The organism is Streptomonospora sp. PA3, assembly GCF_009728995.1.
Lineage (GTDB): Bacteria > Actinomycetota > Actinomycetes > Streptosporangiales > Streptosporangiaceae > Streptomonospora.
This window is the reverse complement of the sequence record NZ_VTZW01000019.1, coordinates 180,633-200,028: the sequence shown is the minus strand read 5'-3', so window position 1 is coordinate 200,028 and position 19,396 is coordinate 180,633. Positions and strand designations below refer to the sequence as shown.

Annotated in this window: 18 protein-coding genes; 15 read left to right on the top strand and 3 right to left on the bottom strand. The window is 74.4% G+C overall.

What is annotated here, in order from left to right; all coding sequences use genetic code 11:
* Positions 1 to 468 precede the first annotated feature (468 nt).
* Together FZ103_RS20230 and FZ103_RS20225 are read left to right on the top strand one after the other, a co-directional pair.
* On the top strand, positions 469 to 1,287 hold the full coding sequence (locus FZ103_RS20230; protein ID WP_156003415.1) for an enoyl-CoA hydratase/isomerase family protein: 819 nt from the start codon (positions 469 to 471) through the stop codon (positions 1,285 to 1,287).
* A 288-nt stretch (positions 1,288 to 1,575) separates the two neighbouring features.
* Positions 1,576 to 2,943, top strand: a complete 1,368-nt coding sequence (locus FZ103_RS20225) for a DEAD/DEAH box helicase (RefSeq protein ID WP_156003413.1) — start codon at positions 1,576 to 1,578, stop codon at positions 2,941 to 2,943.
* Between the two features lie 200 nt (positions 2,944 to 3,143).
* Here the strand turns inward: FZ103_RS20225 and FZ103_RS20220 are convergent, their stop codons facing one another.
* Positions 3,144 to 3,479, bottom strand: a complete 336-nt coding sequence (locus tag FZ103_RS20220) for a YnfA family protein (protein ID WP_186356586.1) — start codon at positions 3,477 to 3,479, stop codon at positions 3,144 to 3,146.
* 205 nt (positions 3,480 to 3,684) lie between these two features.
* Here FZ103_RS20220 and FZ103_RS20215 point away from each other — a divergent pair, with 205 nt between their 5' ends.
* Positions 3,685 to 4,758, top strand: coding sequence for a permease (locus tag FZ103_RS20215; RefSeq protein WP_186356585.1), 1,074 nt, complete (start codon positions 3,685 to 3,687; stop codon positions 4,756 to 4,758).
* Positions 4,755 to 5,504, top strand: coding sequence for a TIGR03943 family putative permease subunit (locus tag FZ103_RS20210; RefSeq protein ID WP_186356584.1), 750 nt, complete (start codon positions 4,755 to 4,757; stop codon positions 5,502 to 5,504). Before FZ103_RS20215 ends, FZ103_RS20210 begins: the two co-directional genes overlap by 4 nt.
* Positions 5,505 to 5,617: 113 nt before the next feature.
* On the opposite strand, the gene FZ103_RS20205 is transcribed toward FZ103_RS20210, so the two are convergent.
* Positions 5,618 to 6,097 (bottom strand): SSI family serine proteinase inhibitor, encoded by a 480-nt coding sequence (locus tag FZ103_RS20205; protein ID WP_156003411.1) that lies wholly within the window; start codon positions 6,095 to 6,097, stop codon positions 5,618 to 5,620.
* A gap of 160 nt (positions 6,098 to 6,257) precedes the next feature.
* A complete protein-coding gene (locus FZ103_RS20200) occupies positions 6,258 to 6,440 on the bottom strand; it encodes a hypothetical protein (protein WP_156003409.1) in 183 nt (60 codons plus the stop codon).
* 281 nt (positions 6,441 to 6,721) lie between these two features.
* On the opposite strand from FZ103_RS20200, the gene FZ103_RS20195 reads away from it, so the two are divergent.
* The 11 genes from FZ103_RS20195 to FZ103_RS20145 all read left to right on the top strand — a co-directional run bounded on the left by FZ103_RS20195 (position 6,722) and on the right by FZ103_RS20145 (position 19,350).
* The gene (locus FZ103_RS20195; RefSeq protein WP_255430169.1) at positions 6,722 to 8,038 is read left to right on the top strand and encodes a cell wall metabolism sensor histidine kinase WalK; all 1,317 of its coding nucleotides are present in this window, start codon (positions 6,722 to 6,724) and stop codon (positions 8,036 to 8,038) included.
* A 225-nt stretch (positions 8,039 to 8,263) separates the two neighbouring features.
* Entirely contained in the window at positions 8,264 to 8,587 is a 324-nt protein-coding gene (locus FZ103_RS20190) for an STAS domain-containing protein (RefSeq protein WP_186356583.1), read from the top strand.
* Between the two features lie 96 nt (positions 8,588 to 8,683).
* A complete protein-coding gene (locus FZ103_RS20185) occupies positions 8,684 to 9,838 on the top strand; it encodes an AI-2E family transporter (protein ID WP_394350123.1) in 1,155 nt (384 codons plus the stop codon).
* The gene (entS, locus tag FZ103_RS20180) at positions 9,838 to 11,097 is read left to right on the top strand and encodes an enterobactin transporter EntS (protein WP_156003403.1); all 1,260 of its coding nucleotides are present in this window, start codon (positions 9,838 to 9,840) and stop codon (positions 11,095 to 11,097) included. The genes FZ103_RS20185 and entS overlap by 1 nt, the downstream gene beginning before the upstream one ends.
* A gap of 362 nt (positions 11,098 to 11,459) precedes the next feature.
* The gene (locus FZ103_RS20175) at positions 11,460 to 12,245 is read left to right on the top strand and encodes a 2,3-dihydro-2,3-dihydroxybenzoate dehydrogenase (protein WP_186356582.1); all 786 of its coding nucleotides are present in this window, start codon (positions 11,460 to 11,462) and stop codon (positions 12,243 to 12,245) included.
* A gap of 132 nt (positions 12,246 to 12,377) precedes the next feature.
* Positions 12,378 to 13,571: an isochorismate synthase gene (locus FZ103_RS20170; protein WP_186356581.1), complete on the top strand. Its 1,194-nt coding sequence runs from the start codon at positions 12,378 to 12,380 to the stop codon at positions 13,569 to 13,571.
* Positions 13,572 to 13,635: 64 nt separating this feature from the next.
* Positions 13,636 to 15,309, top strand: coding sequence for a (2,3-dihydroxybenzoyl)adenylate synthase (locus FZ103_RS20165; RefSeq protein ID WP_156003399.1), 1,674 nt, complete (start codon positions 13,636 to 13,638; stop codon positions 15,307 to 15,309).
* 65 nt (positions 15,310 to 15,374) lie between these two features.
* Entirely contained in the window at positions 15,375 to 16,037 is a 663-nt protein-coding gene (locus FZ103_RS20160; protein WP_156003786.1) for an isochorismatase family protein, read from the top strand.
* Positions 16,038 to 16,099: 62 nt separating this feature from the next.
* Positions 16,100 to 17,449, top strand: coding sequence for a lysine N(6)-hydroxylase/L-ornithine N(5)-oxygenase family protein (locus tag FZ103_RS20155; protein WP_186356580.1), 1,350 nt, complete (start codon positions 16,100 to 16,102; stop codon positions 17,447 to 17,449).
* An 83-nt stretch (positions 17,450 to 17,532) separates the two neighbouring features.
* On the top strand, positions 17,533 to 17,808 hold the full coding sequence (locus tag FZ103_RS20150; RefSeq protein WP_186356579.1) for a phosphopantetheine-binding protein: 276 nt from the start codon (positions 17,533 to 17,535) through the stop codon (positions 17,806 to 17,808).
* A gap of 39 nt (positions 17,809 to 17,847) precedes the next feature.
* Complete coding sequence (locus tag FZ103_RS20145) at positions 17,848 to 19,350, top strand: tryptophan 7-halogenase (RefSeq protein ID WP_156003397.1); 1,503 nt, start codon at positions 17,848 to 17,850, stop codon at positions 19,348 to 19,350.
* Positions 19,351 to 19,396 lie beyond the last annotated feature (46 nt).

Here is a 19,396-nt window from a genome sequence, read left to right as displayed (position 1 = left end):
GCGCGTCGCCCTCTTCCGGCCCGTCGCCCGCCGCCCTAAGTCCTGTTTAAGAAGGTCGGTCACCACAGTGGTTGCGGCAATGGGCCTGTGATGCGCGTAGCGCTGTGCGCCGGCTTGCCGCCGAGCCCACGGTGTACGTTCGCGCCGGAGGCCCGCCACCGATGGTGCGGCTCCGCCTGGGAAGAACCGCGTGCGCTCGGCGGCAAGCTGCGACCGCGCTCCGCGGGGCGCGCCCATTGCCGCAGCCCCGATAGCGGCCGCCCCAGGTGATACCCGGCGGGTTCCTGCAAAGCGGCGCCCCCGCCGTTCTTGAACACGCCCTACGGCGACGCTGCGCGTCGCCCCCTTCCCGCCCGTCGCCCGCCTGGCGTCCACCCTCGCGGCCGCGGGTCGCGCCGGCGGCTCTAAGGTGGGCGGACGGTACCGGAGGCGCCCGCCGCACGGGCGCGACGAGCTGCGGAGGTGCACATGGCAGGAGCGGGCGGGTCCGCCGACGGCGACCTGGAGGCGGCGGGACTGCGGCTGTCGGTGACCGGCGAGGTCGCCACGGTGACGCTGGCGCGTCCCGAGCGTCGCAACGCGATGACGGGACGTACCTGGGAGGCACTGGCCCATGTCGGCCAGACCCTGCCCGAGTCTGTCCGTATTGTCATCGTTACGGGTGAAGGCTCCTCGTTCTCTTCGGGCATCGATCTGAACATGTTCCGCCCCGGCGGGATCGAGGGCGAGGTCTCCCTGACCGACCGCATCGCCGACGGCAGCGCCGACGACGCCGAACTGGACGCCCTCATCGCCCACTACCAGGAGGGGTTCCGCTGGCTGCGCCGGCCCGACGTCGTCTCGGTGGCCGCCGTCCGCGGCCACGCCATCGGTGCGGGTTTCCAACTGGCCCTCTCCTGCGACCTGCGCATCCTCGCCGACGACGCGCAGCTGTGCATGAAGGAGCCCGCGCTCGGGCTCGTGCCCGACCTGACCGGCACCAAGCCGCTGGTCGACCTGGTGGGCCCCAACCGCGCCATGGAACTGTGCCTGACCGCGCGCACGGTCTCCGCCGCCGAGGCCCGCGAGTTGCGCCTGGCCGAGCTGGTCGTCGAGAGCGGCCAGTTGGAGGGCGCCGTGGACGACCTCGTCGCCGCGCTGCTGGCGGTTCCCCGCGAGGCGGCCGCCGCCACCAAGGAGCTGCTGCAGGGCGCGCCCGGCCGCACCCTGGAGGAGCAGTCCGCCGCCGAGCGGCGCGCACAGGCCGCCCGGCTCAGGGCGCTGGCCGCTCAGGACGCCCGCGGCTGAAGCGGCCGCGCCGCCGGGACGCGGCCCCCGGCGGCGCGGGAGCCCGCGGAGTGGGAGGGGGATCACCGCGGGAACACCACGCATGGTGCACGGGTTGCAGGCGGGGTCTAGTACGCTGCACAAGGCGGTCGTTCCGTGCTGCGCGCATCCGGCGCGCCGGGCCGTCTGGCACCGGGGACCTCGACGGGTTCCCGCGTCGCGTTATCCGGCGCGTTTGGGCGATCTCTCCGCCATGGCCGCGGGGCCTTCCTCGAAACGCAGCCGATCGATGAGGAAGGTTTACGTCACTTGACGGATATTGCCGCATGCCCGGGCTTCGACGGTCTCGGACTCCCCGAGAAGGTCGTCGACAAGCTCGCGCAGAACGGCGTCACCACGCCGTTCCCGATCCAGGCCGCCGCCATCCCCGATGCGCTGGCAGGCCGCGACGTGCTCGGCTGCGGCCGCACGGGATCGGGCAAGACTCTCGCGTACGGGCTTCCGATGCTCGTTCGCTCCGCTGACCGCCGCGCCGCATCCCGCCGCCCCCGCGGCCTGGTGCTCGTGCCCACCCGCGAACTCGCCCAGCAGGTGCGCGACGCACTCCTCGCCTACGGCCGCCCCATGGGCGTGCGCATCGGCGACGTCGTGGGCGGCAGCTCCTACACCCGCCAGATCAACGAGCTGCGCCGCGGCGTGGAGATCCTGGTCGCCACCCCCGGGCGGCTGACCGACCTGATCGAGCAGGGCGCCTGCGACCTCGGCGACGTCGAGCTGAGCGTGCTCGACGAGGCCGACCAGATGTGCGACATGGGCTTCATGCCGCAGGTCAGCGAACTGCTCGACCAGGTCCCCACCGGCGGGCAGACCCTGCTGTTCTCGGCCACGCTCGACGGCGACGTCGACAAGCTCGTGCGCCGCTACATGAACGACCCCGCCACCCACTCGGTCGACCCTCCGGTCTCCCACGTCACCACGATGGAGCACCACCTGCTCAAGGTGCTGCCGCGGGACAAGAACCGCATCGTCACCCAGATCGCGGCGCGCGAGGGCCGCACCCTGCTGTTCGTGCGCAGCAAGCACCGCGCCGACTCGATCAGCGAGCAGCTGGTGGCCGCCGGAGTGCCCGCCGCGGCGCTGCACGGCGGCAAGTCGCAGAGCGTGCGCACCAAGACCCTGGCCAAGTTCCGCGAGGGCCGCGTGCAGGCGCTGGTCGCCACCGACGTCGCCGCGCGCGGTATCCACGTCGACGGCATCGACCTGGTCGTCAACGTCGATCTGCCCACCGGGCACAAGGACTACCTGCACCGCGGCGGCCGCACCGCCCGCGCCGGGGAGTCGGGCCGCGTGGTCTCGCTGGTGGCGCCCAACCAGCGGCGCATGGCCCGGAGCCTGCTCGGCGCCGCTGGCGTCCGGGCCGAGCAGCACCTGGTCAACCCCGGCGACGAGCTGCTGAGCGAGGTCACCGGCGCCCGCGAGCCGTCGTGGGAGCCGTGGGTCGAGCCGCCCGAGCCCGAGCGCCCGCGCGGCGGGCGGGGCCGCGGCGGCCCGGGCGCCCGGCGGCGCGGCGGACCCCCGCGCCACCGCGGGCAGCACGGCGACCGCCGCACCGGCGACTCCCGCCCCCGCAAGCCCCACCGAAGCGACCGCCCGAACACCTCCGCCCCGCGGAGCTAGGGCTAAGACACCCTGATCGGCTCCGGCCGGCTCCGGGCGGCTGCACGTGCGCGACCGCCCGGAGCCGGCCGGAGCCTTCTCGTACCCGTGCGGCTGCACGTGCGCGACCGCCCGGAGCCGGCCGGAGCCTTCTCGTACCCGTGCGGCCGAGACGCTCCCGCCGTCGTGCGCGGGCACGGCCGGGCCCGGCGGCCGGTGCCTCATCCGCCGCGGGGGGCGTACATGATGACGGCGACTCCGGCCAGGCAGATCGCGGCGCCGAGGATGTCGAAGCGGTCGGGGCGGAAGCCGTCGACGGCCATGCCCCAGGCCAGTGATCCGGCGACGAACACCCCGCCGTAGGCCGCCAGCACGCGGCCGAAGTGGGCGTCGGGCTGGAGGGTGGCCACGAAGCCGTAGAGGCCCAGCGCCAGCACGCCGGCTCCGGCCCACAGCAGGCCGCGGTGCTCGCGGACCCCCTGCCACACCAGCCAGGCTCCGCCGATCTCGCACAGCGCGGCCAGGACGAACAGCAGGATCGATTTCGCAGTCAGCACGCGGTTCCTTCGTTGACGGTCGGCTCGGTCGGGCCGGGCGGCCCTCGGCGCGGACGGTTTTCACGGTACGGGGCGGCCATGCGTGTGGCGGTTGCGGATTCGGCGAGCGGGATGAAAACCGTTACCGGTACTATGCTCGGGATCCTTCGACCCCCGCCGCCGCTCCCGCGGCGGGAGCCACCAGCGAGCCGCACGGAGTACCAGCGTGCCCGAACGCCCGGCGGGCCCCGCCCCCGCCGCACACGCATCCCTGGGCGATTCCCTGGCCACCGGCTGGGACGAGCCCGACGGCGCTCTGCCCCCGCCCGAATGGGGGCGGCCCCGCGGGCCGCGCCGCCTGGCGACGGTGTGGGGGTTCGCGCTGTTCACCCTCGCGCTGGTCGCGGGCAACGCCTGGCTGTCGGACCGGTTGGCCGGCGAGGCGTTCCTGGCCTGGGCCACCGTCTTCACCGCCATCAGCCTGCAGGCGCTGCCGTTCCTGGTGTTCGGCGTGGCGCTCTCCGGGGCGCTGACCGCGTTCGTGCCCGCGTCGTTCTACCGGCGGGTCATGCCCGCCAACCCGTTCGCGGCGGTTCCCGCCGCCGGAGCGGCGGGCATGGTGCTGCCGGGCTGCGAATGCGCCTCGGTCCCGGTCGCCGGCGGACTGATCAGGCGGGGAGTGGCACCCGCGGCGGCGCTGACCTTCCTGCTGGCCGCACCGGCGATCAACCCGGTGGTGCTGGCCGCCACCGCGGTCGCCTTCGCCGGGCAACCCGAGATGGTGCTGGCCCGCCTGGCGGCCTCGTTCGGCACCGCGGTCGTCGTGGGCTGGGTGTGGGCGCGCCTGGGCCGCACCGACTGGCTGCGCCTGCCGGGCGCCCACCACGATCCGCAGGCGCCGCGCTGGCAGGTGTTCCGCGACTCGATGGTGCACGACCTGATGCACGCCGGCGGTTTCCTCGTCGTCGGGGCGCTCGCCGCTGCGACCGTCAACGTGGTGGTACCGCGCGAGTGGGTGGCCGCCGTCGCCGACATGCCCGTCGTCTCGGTGCTGGTGCTCGCGCTGTTCGCCATCGTGCTGTCGGTCTGCTCCGAGGCCGACGCGTTCGTCGCCGTCAGCCTCACCGAGTTCTCGCCCACCGCCAAGCTGGCGTTCCTCGTCGTGGGTCCGATGGTGGACCTCAAGCTGATCGCCTTGCAGGGCGGCACGTTCGGCTGGTCCTTCGTGCGCAGGTTCGTTCCGCTGACGCTGGCGGCCGCTCTGGCCTTCACCTTCGTGATCGGAGGCGTACTGCTGTGAACAGGATCGCGCAGGGCATCGTGCTGGCGCTGCTGGGTGCGGGGGCGCTGAGCAGCACCGTGGTCAGCGACCTGTACCTGAACTACGTGCAGCCGGGGTTCCGCCCGTTCCTGATCGCGGCGGGCGCCGTGCTGATCGGACTGGGCGCGGCCGTGGTCGCCGCAGAGGCGCGCTCGGCGCTGGCGGGGCGCGACGACGGAGCCGGGGCCGACTCCTGCTGCTCCACCGGTGACGGGCACGGCCACGGCGCACCGCGCGTCGCCTGGCTGCTGCTCCTGCCCGTGCTGGCGGTGTTCGTCGTCGCGCCGCCGGCGCTGGGCTCCTACACCGCCGAGAACGCCGCCACGGCGGCGCCGCCGCGCGATGGCGGGGAGGGGGCGGACTTTGAGGAGGTCGCCGGTGGGTCGGGGCCGGTCGAGATGAAGGTCCAGGAGTTCGTCGTGCGCGCGTGGACCGACGAGAAGCGGACCATGGAAGGGCTCACCATCCGCCTCACCGGCTTCGCCGTACCCAACCCCGACGGAGAGGGCTGGTACCTGGCGCGGCTGCAGATGGCCTGCTGCGCGGCCGACGCCATCGTGAACCGGGTGCTGATCACCAACCGGCCCGAGCCGCCCGAGGACAGCTGGTGGCGGGTCGAGGGCACCTGGCAGCCTCCCGAGGGCCCTGTGCAGGACGCCCGCGACCACCGGTTCGAGGTGGAGTCCATGGAGGAGGTCGACAACCCGCCCGACCCCTACGAGTAGCCGGACGCGGGCGCGAGCCGGACGTATGCGAGCAGGCCTGCGCGACGCGTCAAGCACCCCGCACACCCGCGGAAAAGCAGGGGCGGCGGCCGGCTTCGGCCGCCGCCCGGGGCTCAGCGGGCCGGCGAATCCGGCCCGCCCGCATCGGCCGTGCCGAAGTCGAAGACCCCCGCGGTCTCGGCCCGCGCGACACAAGGGTTGCTGAACGTCTCGCTGTAGTCCACCGGCGCGCCCTGCCACACTCCGCTGGCGCTCACCCGCACCGGCGCGTACTGCAGCGTGCACATCGTGGTCTGCTGGGAGCGCTCGCCCAGGGCGGAGAAATCGCCCTCGGCGCGCTCCAGCGCCGCGCAGGCGTCCTCGGCGCGGGGATGGGAACCGCCGGCCGGGCGGCAGTGCAGAGTGGTGCTGTCGGACCTCTTCTCCTCGGTGGCGGCCACCGACAGCCGCAGGACCGCGTCGGGCACCTGCGCCGCCCGCCCGCCCGTCGTGGCCGCGGCCGCGGGAGCCCCTGCCGCCGCATGGGCTCCCGGGGACAGCGCCAGCAGCCCGGTCAGCACCGCGAGAAGCACCGGTGTGCGTCGATTCCGCATGTTGCCTCCTGAGCGGGGCCGTGCCGCCCCGCGTCCGATTCGTTGCACACGGAGATTGAATCGCGACTCAGCGTATTCGGAAGCGGTTTTCCGAAAATTCGGTGCGGAGTGTCGCCGATCGGTGCCGACTCGGCGTCGGTGCGCAGGAGGCGGGGGAGGATCAGTCCGAAGGGGGTGCGCCCTGGCTCCGGCCGTGTGCCTGGGCCGATGCCCCGCGCTCCTGCAGGCGCCCGCAGAGCCGGCACCGCACCGTCTCGGGCGGCAGCGGGCAGGGGCAGTAGTGGCAGGTGGTGGTGCACGCCGCGTCGTACTTGGCGAGCAGGGCGTCGCGCGTGTCGTCCATGCGACCAGCCTGCCAGAGCCTCCGGGCCGCCGGCTCCGGGCGCGATCGCCGGCGCCGGCGGATATGCGCTGCCGCCTTTCGCCGAGCACCGGGACCGCCGCCGTGCTGCGCCGCACCTGGGGTTTTACCCTTGTTTTCCGAGTGCCGATTTTGTCGCCGCGGCCACCGGGAAGGGACCCGGACGCGATCGACGGCGATCCGACGGGTGGCTCTGGAGGCCCATGGCGAGATTCCCGCGTGCGCGGTTGCGGTCGATCCGGGCTCGGGCGACCGTCGGTTCCATGCTGGTGGCGGCCCTCATCCTGGTGGTCGCGATAACGGCGACCAGCCGGCTGACCCGGGTGGTCGTCGAGCGCGAGGAGGTCTTCGCCGCGGGGGAGGCGGCCCGCGAGGTCGTCGTCGACATCCAGAAGGAGCGCTTCGACGGACCCATCCGCCCTCGCGGGGGCGTCGTGCGCATCCAGGTGGTGTCCCGGTCCGGCGAGGTCCTGGCCGCGACCGGAACCCTGGCGGGCGCCGGGCCGCTGACCTCGGCCGAACCCCGTCGGGACGACGGGCCGGTCGGCGACGTGGTGTGCGACCCCGACCCGGGCGACTGCCTGACCGTCGTCGGCTACTCCTCGCCCGACTCCGCCTACGGCGACGCGCTCGTCTACGCCGCCGTTCCGCGCTCGGTGCTGCTCACCGGGCCGCTGCTGGAGTTCTCCCTGGTGGGTCTGGGCGCGGCGGTGCTCGCATCGATCGGCGGTATCGCCTGGTGGCAGTCGGGGCGAACCCTGCGACCGGTCGAGGACGTGCGCACCCGCCTGGAGCAGATCACCGCCTCCGACCCCGACAAGCGGCTGCCCGTCCCCGAGACCGACGACGAGATCGCGGCGCTGGCCCGCACCGCCAACGAGACGCTGCGCCGGCTGGAGACCGCCCTGGACCGCCAGCGCAGGTTCGCCTCCGACGCCTCCCACGAGCTGCGCAACCCGATCGCGGGGCTGCGCACCCGGCTGGAGGTCGAGCTGGCCGACCCCGGAGCCGGCGATCCGCGGGAGGCGCTGCGCGGCGCGCTGAAGGACACCCAGCGCCTGGAGCGCATCGTCGCCGACCTGCTGGAGCTGGCCCGCCTGGACGCCGACCTGATCAGCGGGGGAGAACCCGTCGACCTGGGCGAGCTCGCCGCCGCCGAGGCCGAGCGCAGGGCGGCCGGGGTGCGCGTGGACAGCAGCGTCGAGCGCGGCACCCACGTCTACGGCAACCGCGCCCGGCTCGCCCGGCTGCTCACCAACCTGCTGGCCAACGCCGAGCGCCACGCCGAACGGCGGGTCCTGGTCGGCGTCGCGCAGGAGGGCGGGCAGGCGGTGCTGCGGGTGCACGACGACGGCCACGGGGTGCCCGAGCAGGACCGCGAGCGGATCTTCGACCGGTTCGCCCGGCTGGACGAGTCCCGCCGCCGCGATCCCGGCGGCACCGGGCTGGGGCTGGCCATCTCCCGCGAGATCGCCCGCGCCCTCGGCGGGACGCTGGACGCCGGCGACAGCGACGTGCTGGGCGGCGCCGTGTTCGTCCTGCGCCTGCCCCTGTACCGGCCGGGGAGCCGGCGGAGCTGACCGGCGGGCGGCGCGGCGGGCGCCGGCGCCGCACCGCCGGTTCGGCCCGGTTGCGCCCCCCGGTCCCGCGGCCGGAGGGGGCTTGAGCGCGCCCGCCGGGGCGCGCGGAGGCGTTCGCGGTTCCTCTCGGTCCCAAGCACCGGGAAAATGGGTCGGGATCGAAGCAGGCAGCACTCGCCGGGCGGCCGCGCCCGCGGGTACGAGCGCAATGCGGGACGGGCCCTCATGTGCCAGTTGGACTTGGGAATCAGCGACGGCGACGGCTATACCGTCATGCGCCTGAGCGGAGAGCTCGACCTGGCCAGCGTCGACCGCTTCGAGCAGACGGCCGGCACCGCCGAGATCGTCTACGGGCCGCGCATGGTCGTCGACCTCACCGGGCTGTCCTTCATCGACTCGGTGGGCCTGGGCGCCCTGGCCCGGCTGCACCGGCGCCTGGCCCGCGGCGGCGGCGCGCTGACCGTCCTCGTCCCGCCGGGCAAGATCGACAGGATCTTCCACTACAGCGGCCTGAAGCAGGCCATGGACATCCGCACGCCGCCGCCGTGATGCGCCCCCGCCGGGTGAGACCGCGCGCCCGGCTCGCCGCCGCGCCGACCGGTTCGTTAAGTTGAGCAGGCACAACCCACGTGGGGGAGGGCCGGAGTGGCCGATCACGAGGCCGATTCCGCTGCGGCGTCCGCGCCGGCCGACCGGTCCGCCCGGGGCTTGGAGCGGGCCGCGCGGGTGATGGCGCGGGCGGAGCGCGGGGCCCGCCGCACTCGCGGCGGATCGCTGGAGCAGGTCAACTTCTTCGTCGTGGGCTTCGTCGGCGCGCTGGGCGTGCTCAGCGCCTGGCTGCTGGTCGAGACCCTGGCGCTCGCCCAGGACGTCTTCGTCACCTTCCTGGTCGCCCTGTTCCTGGCCGTGGGGCTCAACCCGGTCGTGGAGTTCCTGCGCCGCCGCGGACTGCCGCGCTGGGCGGCGATCACGGCCGTGTGCCTGGCGCTGGTGACACTCGCCGCCGGGTTCTTCTGGACGATCGTGCCGCCGCTGACCCGGCAGGTCGCCGCCTTCGTGGCCGACCTGCCGGACTACTTCGTGCTCGCCCAGCAGAACCCCGTCCTCGCCGACCTCGACCGCCGGTTCGAGGTGCTCGACCGCCTCCAGGGGTTCCTGACGAGCGCGGAGTTCCAGCGGCGGCTGTTCGGCGGCGTCTTCGGAATCGGCCAGGCGGTGATCAACTCGCTCTTCGCCGCGTTCATCACCCTGGTGCTGACCGTGTTCTTCATGGTCTCGCTGCCCGGCATCACCGAGGTCGGCTACCGGCTGGTGCCGCGCTCGCGGCGCGCGGTCGTGCGCGAGCTCGGCGACGAGATCATCGAGCGCATCGGCGCCTTCATCGCCGGCCAGCTGGTGATCGCGCTGATCGGCGGCGCCGTCGCGCTGGCCTACCTGACCGTGATCGGCTCCGGCTACGCGCTGACCCTCTCGCTCATCGTCGCCGTGACGGCGCTGATCCCGCTGGTGGGCACGACGATCGGGGCGCTGGCGGTGACCCTGGCCGTGGGCGTGGGCGACCTGCGCCTGGGCGCGGTCACGCTGGCCTTCTTCCTCGTCTACCAGCAGATCGAAAGCTACGTCATCGCGCCGCGCATCCTGCAGCGCTCGGTGCACGTGGCGCCGACCGTGATCATCACCTCGGCGCTGCTGGGCGGCGCGCTGCTGGGCGTGGTGGGTGCGCTGCTCGCGGTGCCCGTCAGCGCCGCCGTGACGCTGGTGCTCAACCGGGTGGTCTTTCCCCGCCTGGAGGAGCGCTGATGCCCGGACTCCTGCTGGACCTCGCGCCGCTGAGGTCCCGCCGGGCGTTTCGGGTGCTGTTCGCCTCGCGGGCGGTCGCCCTGGCCGGGGTGAGTCTCACCCTGGTGGCGCTGTCGGTGCAGATGTACGACCTGACGGGGTCGTCGCTGGCCGTGGGCACCGTCAACGCCGTGGCGGGCACCACCCTGGTCGCGGGCACCCTGGTCGGCGGCGTGCTGGCCGACCGCCTTGAGCGGCGCGCGCTGCTGCTGGCCGCGCGCGCCGGCGCGGCGGCCGTGTTCGCGGCGCTGGCGCTGAACGCGGCCGCCGGCGCGCCGAGCCCGCTGGCCGTCTACGCCTGCGCCGCCGCGCTGGGGATCGTCGACGGTGTCGGTGAGACCGCCCTCGTGGCGGTCACCCCCGAGCTGGTGCGCACCGACCAGTTGGCCGCGGCCGGGGCGCTGACGGCCATCACCACGCAGCTGGCCACCATGGTCGGACCGTCGGCGGCGGGCCTGGTCATCGCCGGCCCCGGCGTCGTGGTCTGCTACGCCGCCACGTGCGCCGCAACGGTCCTGCAGGTGGCGCTGATGCTGCTGCTGCCGCGCCTGCCCGCGGCCGCCGAAGACCGCTCCGCCCGCCCGCTGCGCGCCCTGGCCCAGGCATGGCGGTTCGCGCGGCGCCACCGGATCGTCGCCGGACTGCTGCTGGTGGAGCTGTGCGGCGGGCTGCTCGCCCTGCCCTATGCGGTGTTCCCCGCGATGGGCGAGCGCGTGCTGATGGGCGATGCCCGCACGGTGGGGCTGCTGTACTCGGCGCCGGCCGTGGGCGCCTTCCTCGGCGCGCTGTTCAGCGGCTGGGCGGGGCGGATCCCCCGGCCGGGGTATGCACTGATCGCGGCTGGTGTGGTGTGGGGCGCGGCGATGGCGGGGTTCGGGGCGAGCAGGCACCTCGCGGCGGCGCTGGTGCTGCTCGGGCTCGCGGGCGCGGGCATGATCACCGCCGAGATCCTGCAGCGCGCCCTGATGCAGCGCTACACCCCCGGCGCCCTGCTGGGCCGCGTCAGCTCGTTCTGGCTGGTGCTGGCCACCGCGGGCCCCGCTGCGGGCGGTGCCCTGGCCGGGGGCCTCGCGCAGGCGCTCGGCCCGTCGATCGCGGTGGTGGCCGGGGGCGCGGCCTGCGCGGTGGCGGTCGCGGGAGTGGGCCTGGCACTGCCGGCCCTGCGCCGCGCCGACCTGTCCGGCCCCCCGCCGGAGGAAGAGGGCGTCGGCGGCGGCTGAACGCCTGCCGTGGCGGCGATCTTTGTACCCGCCGTCGCTTGTGTTCGCTCACACTCACTCCAAGTGGACGATCGTTCTCAGCGGGTCAGTTCGCGGCGGGGTCGGAACGGGTGGCGCCGGGGTCACAGTGGTCTTACCTCCGCCACGGGGTGCGTTCCGCCTCAAGTCAGCAGGCGGGCGGGTCGCGAGTGAGATGCTGCGGACATTGAAAGCCGCCTGTTTTGGGGATTTTCCTCACTTTCTGTCGCGATTCGCAGGGTTGACACGATGCGCTCCGCCGTTCAAGACTTGCGGACAGTCGCTTAGGTAAGCATTGCCTTAGTGAGGTTTGCTTACCCTTTTTTGTGCTCGGAAGGAGGGCCGTGTCCCACAACGGGATCGCGGACACCGTCGCCCTGGTGACCGGCGCCGCGGGAGGCATCGGAAGGGCTGTGGCCGCCCGCCTGGCCGCCGAGGGCGCGGTGGTCGCCGCCGCCGACCTCGACAGCCGGGGCCTGGCCGAGCTGGTCGGGCGGTTGCAGGCCGACGGCGGCAAAGCCGGGGCCTACACCGCCGACGTGCGCGACGCCGCGGCCGTCGAGGAGCTGTTCGACGCCGTCGAACGCGACCTCGGGCCCGTCGCCCACGCCGTCAGCGCCGCAGGGGTGCTGGCCACCGGCGAGGTCGCCGCAACCGCCGACGCCGAGTGGCAGCGGGTCTTCGCCGTCAACGCCGCCGGCGTCTTCCACGTCTCCCGCGCCGCCGCCCGGCGCATGGCGCCGCGCGGCCGGGGCACCATCACCACGGTCGGCTCCAACGCCGCCGGGGTGCCGCGCGCCGGAATGGCCGCCTACGCCGCCTCCAAGGCCGCCGCGGCCATGTTCACCAAGTCCCTCGGCCTCGAACTCGCCCCCCGCGGCATCCGGTGCAACGTGGTCGCGCCCGGCTCCACCGACACCCCCATGCAGCGCGGCATGTGGGAGGACGCCGACGGCGAGCGCCGGGTGATCGCCGGCTCGCCGGAGGACTTCCGCGTGGGGATCCCCCTGGGCCGCATCGCCGACCCCGCCGACATCGCCGACGCCGTCTGCTTCCTCGCCTCGTCCTCCGCCCGGCACATCACCATGCACGATCTCTACGTCGACGGGGGCGCGACCCTGCGCGCCTGACCCCCGCGGCACCGACCGCACCCCCTCCCGTCCGATCCGATTCCGCACTTCACCGACCTGATCAGTGGGCACCCGCACCGGAGTGGACAGCCGCCGATCGGGCCGGTGCCGGCCAGAAAAGAGACATCACCGGTGTTCCACCAGCGCACCGCGCCCGCCGCTGCCGCCGGGGACCTCCTCGACGCCTACCGCCCCGGCGCCGCGTTCCTGGCATCCCCCGACGGCGTGATCCTCGGCGAAGGCGTCGCGGCCACCGCCGAACGACTGGAGGACGTGAGCGGGCTGCTGGCGCAGGGCACGGCCGAGGCGGAATCGGGCCCGATCGCCATCGGCGCGATCCCCTTCGACGGCACCGCTCCCGGCCGCCTGGTGGTCCCCGCACTGGTGCGCACCGCGCCGCCCCTGTCCCGGAGCCCGCAGGGCGACCGCAGGCAGCGCCCGCTGCCCGGCCCCTGGGACATGCGCGCCCTGCCCGATCCCGCCGCCCACGTCGCCAACGTCGAACAGGCCCTCAAGCACCTCGCCCACGGCACCGGCGCACAGGCGACCGCCAAGATCGTCCTCGCCCGCTCGCTGCGGCTCACCGGGCCCGGCCCCGTCGACGTCGGCCAGCTGCTGGGCAACCTCGCCTGGCGCGACCCGGCCGCCTACACCTTCGCCGCCGACCTGCCCTCCGCCGGCGCCGCGCCCCGCACCCTCATCGGCGCCAGCCCCGAACTGCTGGTGGCCAAGCGGGACGGCAGGGTCGTCTCCAACCCCCTGGCCGGCTCAGCGCCCCGCAGCGCCGACCCGAGCAAGGACCAGCGCAACGCCGTCCACCTGCTCGGCTCGGCCAAGGACCGCCACGAGCACGCCGTCGTCGTCGAGGCCGTCGCCGAGGCGCTGCGGCCCTACTGCCGCACCCTCGACGTGCCCGAGCCCGAACTCGCCCGGACCGCCACCCTGTGGCACCTGTCCACCCGCATCACCGGAGAGCTGCGCGACCCCGGCACCCCCTCGCCCGTGCTCGCCGCCGCGCTCCACCCGACCCCGGCCGTGTGCGGCAGCCCCACCGCCGCCGCGCGCGCGGCCATCGCCGGTATCGAACCGTTCGACCGCGGCTTCTACACCGGCGCCGTCGGGTGCACCGACGCCCGCGGCGACGGCGCGTGGGTGGTCTCCATCCGCTGTGCCGACGTCGCCGGAGACACCCTCGACCTGTTCGCCGGCGGCGGCATCGTGCCCGAGTCCGACCCCGACGCCGAGCTCGCCGAGACCTCCGCCAAGCTGCGCACCCTGCTGCTGGCCCTGGGCGTCAACCAGCCGCTCGCCGCGCCGCCGCGCTGACACCCGCCCGCCCTCCGACCGCGCACCGCCGCCCGTCCGAACGCAGAAGGGAACGCCCACCGCCATGCTCGCCGGATGCACCCCCTGGCCCACCGAGTTCGCCGACCGGTACCGCGAACGGGGCTACTGGCAGGGTGAGACGATCGGCGCCTTCCTGCGCGACCGCGCCCGCCGCTTCGCCGAGCGCACCGCGGTCGTGGGCGCCGGGCAGCGCTGGAGCTACGCCGAGCTCGACGCCCGCGCCGACCGCATGGCCGCCGGCCTGGCCCGGCTCGGCATCGGCGCCGGGGACCGCGTCGTGGTCCAGCTGCCCAACCGCCCCGAGGTCTTCGAGGTCGCGTTCGCCCTGTTCCGGCTGGGCGCCCTGCCCGTCTACGCGCTGCCGGCCCACCGCCGCGCCGAGATCTCCTACCTGTGCTCCTTCACCGAGGCGGCGGCCCTGGTCGTCGCCGACACCGACGCCGGGTTCGACTACCGCGCCCTCGCCGAGGAGGTCCGCGCCGAGACCGGCGGCCCCGAGCACATCCTGGTGGCCGGTGAAACCGGGGACCGGCCCGGCCTCACCCCTCTGGAGCGGATGCGCGCCGGCGGCGGCGCCGGCCCCGGCGCCACCGCCGAGCCCGACCCCGCCGACGTCGCCTTCCTCCAGCTCTCCGGCGGCACCACCGGGCTGCCCAAGCTCATCCCGCGCACCCACGACGACTACCTCTACTCCGTGCGCGCCAGCGCCGATATCTGCGAGCTGGACACCGCGACCGTCTACCTCGCCGCGCTGCCGGCGGTGCACAACTTCCCGATGAGCTCGCCCGGGTTCCTGGGCACCTTCAGCGTCGGCGGCACCGTCGTGCTCGCGCCCGACCCGAGCCCGGCCACCTGCCTGGCGCTCATCGACGCCGAGGCCGTCACCCACACCGCGGTCGTGCCGCCCGTGGCCATGCTGTGGCTGGACGCCGTCGAGGGCGGCGCCCACGCCCACCGCGACCTGTCGTCCCTGCGCGTCCTGCAGGTCGGCGGCGCCAAGTTCAACCCCGAGGCCGCCCGCCGGGTGCGCCCCACTCTGGGCTGCGCCCTCCAGCAGGTCTTCGGCATGGCCGAAGGGCTGGTCAACTACACCCGCTACGACGACCCCGAGGAGGTCGTCACCACGACCCAAGGACGCCCCATCTCGCCCGACGACGAGCTCCGCGTCGTCGACAGCGACGGGACCGAGGTGCCCCCCGGCGGGCTCGGCGAGCTCCAGACCCGCGGCCCCTACACCATCCGCGGCTACTACCGCGCCCCCGAGCACAACGCCGCCGCCTTCACCCCCGACGGCTTCTACCGCACCGGCGACCTGGTGCGCCTCACCCCCACCGGCCACATCGTCGTGGAAGGCCGCGCCAAGGACCAGATCAACCGCGGCGGCGAGAAGATCGCCCCCGACGAGGTCGAGGACCACCTGCTGGCCCACCCCGCCGTGCACGACGCCACCGTGGTCGCCATGCCCGACCGGTTCCTGGGCGAGCGCGCCTGCGCCTACGTCGTCCCCCGCGCGAGCGCGCCCGCCCGCGCCGAGCTGCTGGCCTTCCTGCGCGAACGCGGACTGGCCGGCTACAAGATCCCCGACCGGGTGGAGTTCGTCGACGCCTTCCCCGCCACCGGGGTCGGCAAGGTCAGCCGGCGCGAGCTGCGCGAAGCCGTCCGAGCCGCCCACGCCCCCGGCGCACCGCCCCCCGCCAGGCCCGCCCCCCAGCCGTGAACCGCTGGGCGCGCCCCGGCCGCGGCGCGCCCGCCCCCGCCCGCCACCGTCGAATGGACACCCCGATGCCGCTGCCGCACATCGAGCCCTACGACCTGCCCGCCCCCCGCGACCTGCCCGCCAACCGCGCGGACTGGCGCCTGGACCCCGCTCGGGCGGTCCTGCTCGTCCACGACATGCAGCACTACTTCCTGCACGCCTACCGGCCCGGCGCGCAGCCGATCGAGGGCGCCGTGGCCAACATCGCCGCCCTGCGCAGCGCCGCTCGCGCCGCCGGCGTCCCGGTGCTCTACACCGCCAAGCCCGGCGGCATGACACCCGAGCACCGCGGCCTGGAGGGCGACTTCTGGGGCCCGGGCATGCGCGCCGACGCCGCCGAGACCGACATCGCCGCGCCGCTGCGGCCGGGCGAGGGCGAGGCGCTGATCACCAAGTCGCGCTACAGCGCGTTCGTCGGCACCGACCTGGCCGAGCGGCTGCGCCGCCAGGGCCGCGACCAGCTGCTGGTGACCGGCGTCTACGCCCACATCGGCTGCCTGCTCACCGCCGCCGACGCGTTCATGCGCGACATCCAGCCCTTCCTGATCGCCGACGCCACCGCCGACTTCAGCGCCGAGGACCACCGCTTCGCGCTGCGCTACGTCGCCCAGCGCTGCGGCGTCGCACTGACCGCCCACGAGGCCGCGACCGCGCTGGCGCCCGCCCCCGCGCTCGACTCGCGCGTGTGAGCGGTGCCCGGCACATCCAGCGTCCAGGCAGGAGAACGACCCCGGTGAGTGAAAGGACCCCCGTGACCGACACGCCGCAGCCCCCGCCCTCCCACGACCTGGTGGGGATCGGGTTCGGGCCCTCCAACGTCGCGCTGGCCATCGGCCTGCGCGAGCAGCGCGAGCGCGCCGCCGCCGACCCCGCCACCCCCGTGCTCAGCGGTGTCTTCCTTGAGCGCCAGGCCGAGTTCGGGTGGCACCGCGGCATGCTGCTCGACGACGCGACCATGCAGGTCTCCTTCCTCAAGGACCTGGTGACCACCCGCAACCCCGCCAGCGACTTCGGCTTCCTGTCCTACCTGCACGCCGTGGGCCGGCTGCACGACTTCATCAACCACAAGACGCTCTTCCCGCTGCGCGCGGAGTTCCACGACTACCTGGCCTGGTGCGCCGACCGGGTCGGCGACCAGGTGCGCTACGGCGCCGAGGTGGTGGGCGTCGAGCCGGTGCGCGACGAGAGCGGGCGCATCGCCCAGCTCGACGTCGTCGCGCGCACCGCCGACGGCGCCCGCCACCGCAGCCGCGGCCGCAACGTCGTCTTCGCGCCCGGCCTCACCCCGCGCCTGCCCGAGGGGGCGCGCCAGACCGAGCGCGTCTGGCACAACGAGTACCTGCTGCAGCGGCTGGAGGGCCTGGAAGGCGGGGCCGACCCCGGCTCCTTCGTCGTCGTGGGCGCCGGGCAGAGCGCCGCCGAGTGCGTCGACCACCTCTACCGCCGCTTCCCCCGCGCGCGGGTGCACGCCGTCTTCTCCCGCTACGGCTACAGCCCCTCCGACGACAGCCCCTTCGCCAACCGCATCTTCGACCCCGAGGCGGTCGACGCCTTCTACGGCGCCTCGGCCCAGACCAAGGCCGAGATCATGGGCTACCACCGCAACACCAACTACTCGGTGGTCGACCCCGACCTCATCGACGCGCTCTACCACGCCGCCTACCAGGACAAGGTCAAGGGCGCCGAGCGGCTGCGCCTGCACAACACCTCGCGCGTGGCCGACGTGCACGAGGGGCCCGGCGGCGTGACCGTCACCGTGGAGGACCTCGCCAGCGGCAAGCACACGGCCGTGGAGGCCGACTACCTCGTCTACGCCACCGGCTACACCTCCGCCGACCCCCGCGACCTGCTCGGCGAGGTGGCCGAGCACGTGGTCTGCGACGACCGGGGGCGCCCGGCCGTCGAACGCGACTACCGGCTGGCCACCTCCGACGAGGTCACCTGCGGCATCTTCCTGCAGGGCGGCACCGAGCACACCCACGGGATCTCGTCGTCACTGCTGTCCAACGTCGCCGTGCGCGTCGGCGAGATCCTCGACGCGATCAGCGCCCGCACCGCCCCCGCGGTGCGCCCCGAGGAGGCGGTCGCGTTCGGGCGCTAGCCGCGCGCCCGGCCCGCAGCCGACCGAAACCCCCACGACGGTCCGAAAACCGGCCCGCCGTCCGACCCGAGGAGAACACCGCCGTGTCCGAGAACCCCGCCCCCTCCGCCACCGGCCAGGGCGCCGAGCGGAGCGACGCGCTGACCGCCGAGCGGATCCGCGCCGACGTCGAGCAGGTGCTGGGCGAGCCCGCCGGCTCGCTGGGCGAACACGACAACCTGCTCGACCGCGGCATGGACTCCATCCGCCTGATGAGCCTGGTCGAGAGCTGGCGCAAGACCGGCGTCGAGACCGACTTCATCACCCTGGCCGAGGAGCCCACCGTCGCGGCCTGGACCCGGCTGCTGCTCGACGCCTGACACCGCCCGCAGAATCCGCCGAGACCAGGAGCCGCGAACATGAGCGCGCCAGAGGAATTCGATGCCATCGTCGTCGGAGGCGGCCCCGCCGGCGCCACCGCCGCAACCCTGATCGCCGACCAGGGGCACCGGGTCGTGCTGCTGGAGAAGCAGCGCTTCCCCCGCTACCAGATCGGCGAGTCGCTGCTGCCGGCCACCGTGCACGGCGTGTGCCGCCTGCTCGGCGCCGACGAGGAGATCCGCCGCGCCGGGTTCACCACCAAGCGGGGCGGCAGCTTCCGCTGGGGCACCAGCCCCGAGCCGTGGAACTTCCTGTTCGCGCTGTCGCCGGAGCTGTCGGGGCCGACGTCGTATGCCTACCAGGTCGACAGGATGACCTTCGACGACATCCTGCTGCGCAACGCCGCCCGCCACGGTGTCGACGTGCGCGAGGAGTCGCCCGTCCTGGAGGCGGTGGAGACCGGCGGGCGCGTCACCGGAGTCGTCTACACCGACCCCGCGGGCGCGCGGCGCGAGATCGCCGCCGCCCACGTCGTCGACGCCTCCGGCAGCACCGGCCGGCTGCACGCGGCCGCCGGCGGCACCCGACGCTACTCCGAGTTCTTCCAGAACCTCGCCGTCTTCGGCTACTTCGCCGGCGGCGGCCGGCTCCCCGAACCCGACGCCGGCAACATCCTCTGCGCCGCCTTCGACGAGGGCTGGCTGTGGTACATCCCGCTGCGCGACGACCTCACCAGCGTCGGCGCGGTCCTCAACCGCGACCAGGCCGGGCGCATCCAGGCCGACCGCGAGGGCGCCCTGCGCGACTCCATCCGGCGCTGCACCATCGTGCGCGACCTGCTGGGCGGCGCCGAGCGCGTCACCGAGGGCACCTACGGCAGCGTCCGGGTGCGCCGCGACTACTCCTATGCCAACACCCGGTTCTGGGCGCCGGGGATCACCCTGGTCGGCGACGCGGCCTGCTTCATCGACCCGGTGTTCTCCACCGGCGTGCACCTGGCCACCTACAGCGGGCTGCTGGCCGCGCGCTCCATCAACAGCGTGCTGGCCGGCGAGCTGAGCGAGGAGCGGGCCTTCGGCGAGTTCGAGGGGCGCTACCGTCGCGAGTACTCCGTCTTCTACGAGTTCCTCGCCGCCTTCTACGACATGCGCCAGCGCGAGGAGACCTACTTCTGGACCGCGCGCAAGGTCACCAACATGCAGGCCGGCGACATGCAGGCCTTCGCCACCCTGGTCGCCGGAGCATCCTCCGCCGAAACCGCGCTGGTGGGAGCCGACGCCCTCGCCGAGCGCTTCAGCTCCTCCTCGGCCGAGCTGACCGGGGCCGTGGAGCGCACCGGCGCCGCCCGCACACAGAGCGGGGAGCGGATGAGCGAGCTGTTCCGCGCGCCGGTGGTGGCCGACGTCATGTCGGAGATGAACCGGATCCAGCGCCGCGGGGTCACCGGACCGGGCACCGACGAGGCGCCGCTGCTGGAAGGCGGCCTGGTGCCCTCGGCCGACGGGCGGCGCTGGGCCGAACCGGCGGCCCCGCAAACCTGAACCGCCCGACCGCGGCCCGCGCCCCGCGCGCGGGCCGCCGCCCCCG

Bases quoted from the DNA above. Each gene is read 5' to 3' on its own strand.
- FZ103_RS20230 (WP_156003415.1), top strand. From the start codon at position 469: ATGGCAGGAGCGGGCGGGTCCGCCGACGGCGACCTGGAGGCGGCGGGA.
- FZ103_RS20205 (WP_156003411.1), bottom strand. From the start codon at position 6,097: ATGCGGAATCGACGCACACCGGTGCTTCTCGCGGTGCTGACCGGGCTG.
- FZ103_RS20200 (WP_156003409.1), bottom strand. From the start codon at position 6,440: ATGGACGACACGCGCGACGCCCTGCTCGCCAAGTACGACGCGGCGTGC.
- FZ103_RS20195 (WP_255430169.1), top strand. From the start codon at position 6,722: ATGCTGGTGGCGGCCCTCATCCTGGTGGTCGCGATAACGGCGACCAGC.
- FZ103_RS20190 (WP_186356583.1), top strand. From the start codon at position 8,264: ATGTGCCAGTTGGACTTGGGAATCAGCGACGGCGACGGCTATACCGTC.
- entS (WP_156003403.1), top strand. From the start codon at position 9,838: ATGCCCGGACTCCTGCTGGACCTCGCGCCGCTGAGGTCCCGCCGGGCG.
- FZ103_RS20165 (WP_156003399.1), top strand. From the start codon at position 13,636: ATGCTCGCCGGATGCACCCCCTGGCCCACCGAGTTCGCCGACCGGTAC.
- FZ103_RS20160 (WP_156003786.1), top strand. From the start codon at position 15,375: ATGCCGCTGCCGCACATCGAGCCCTACGACCTGCCCGCCCCCCGCGAC.
- FZ103_RS20145 (WP_156003397.1), top strand. From the start codon at position 17,848: ATGAGCGCGCCAGAGGAATTCGATGCCATCGTCGTCGGAGGCGGCCCC.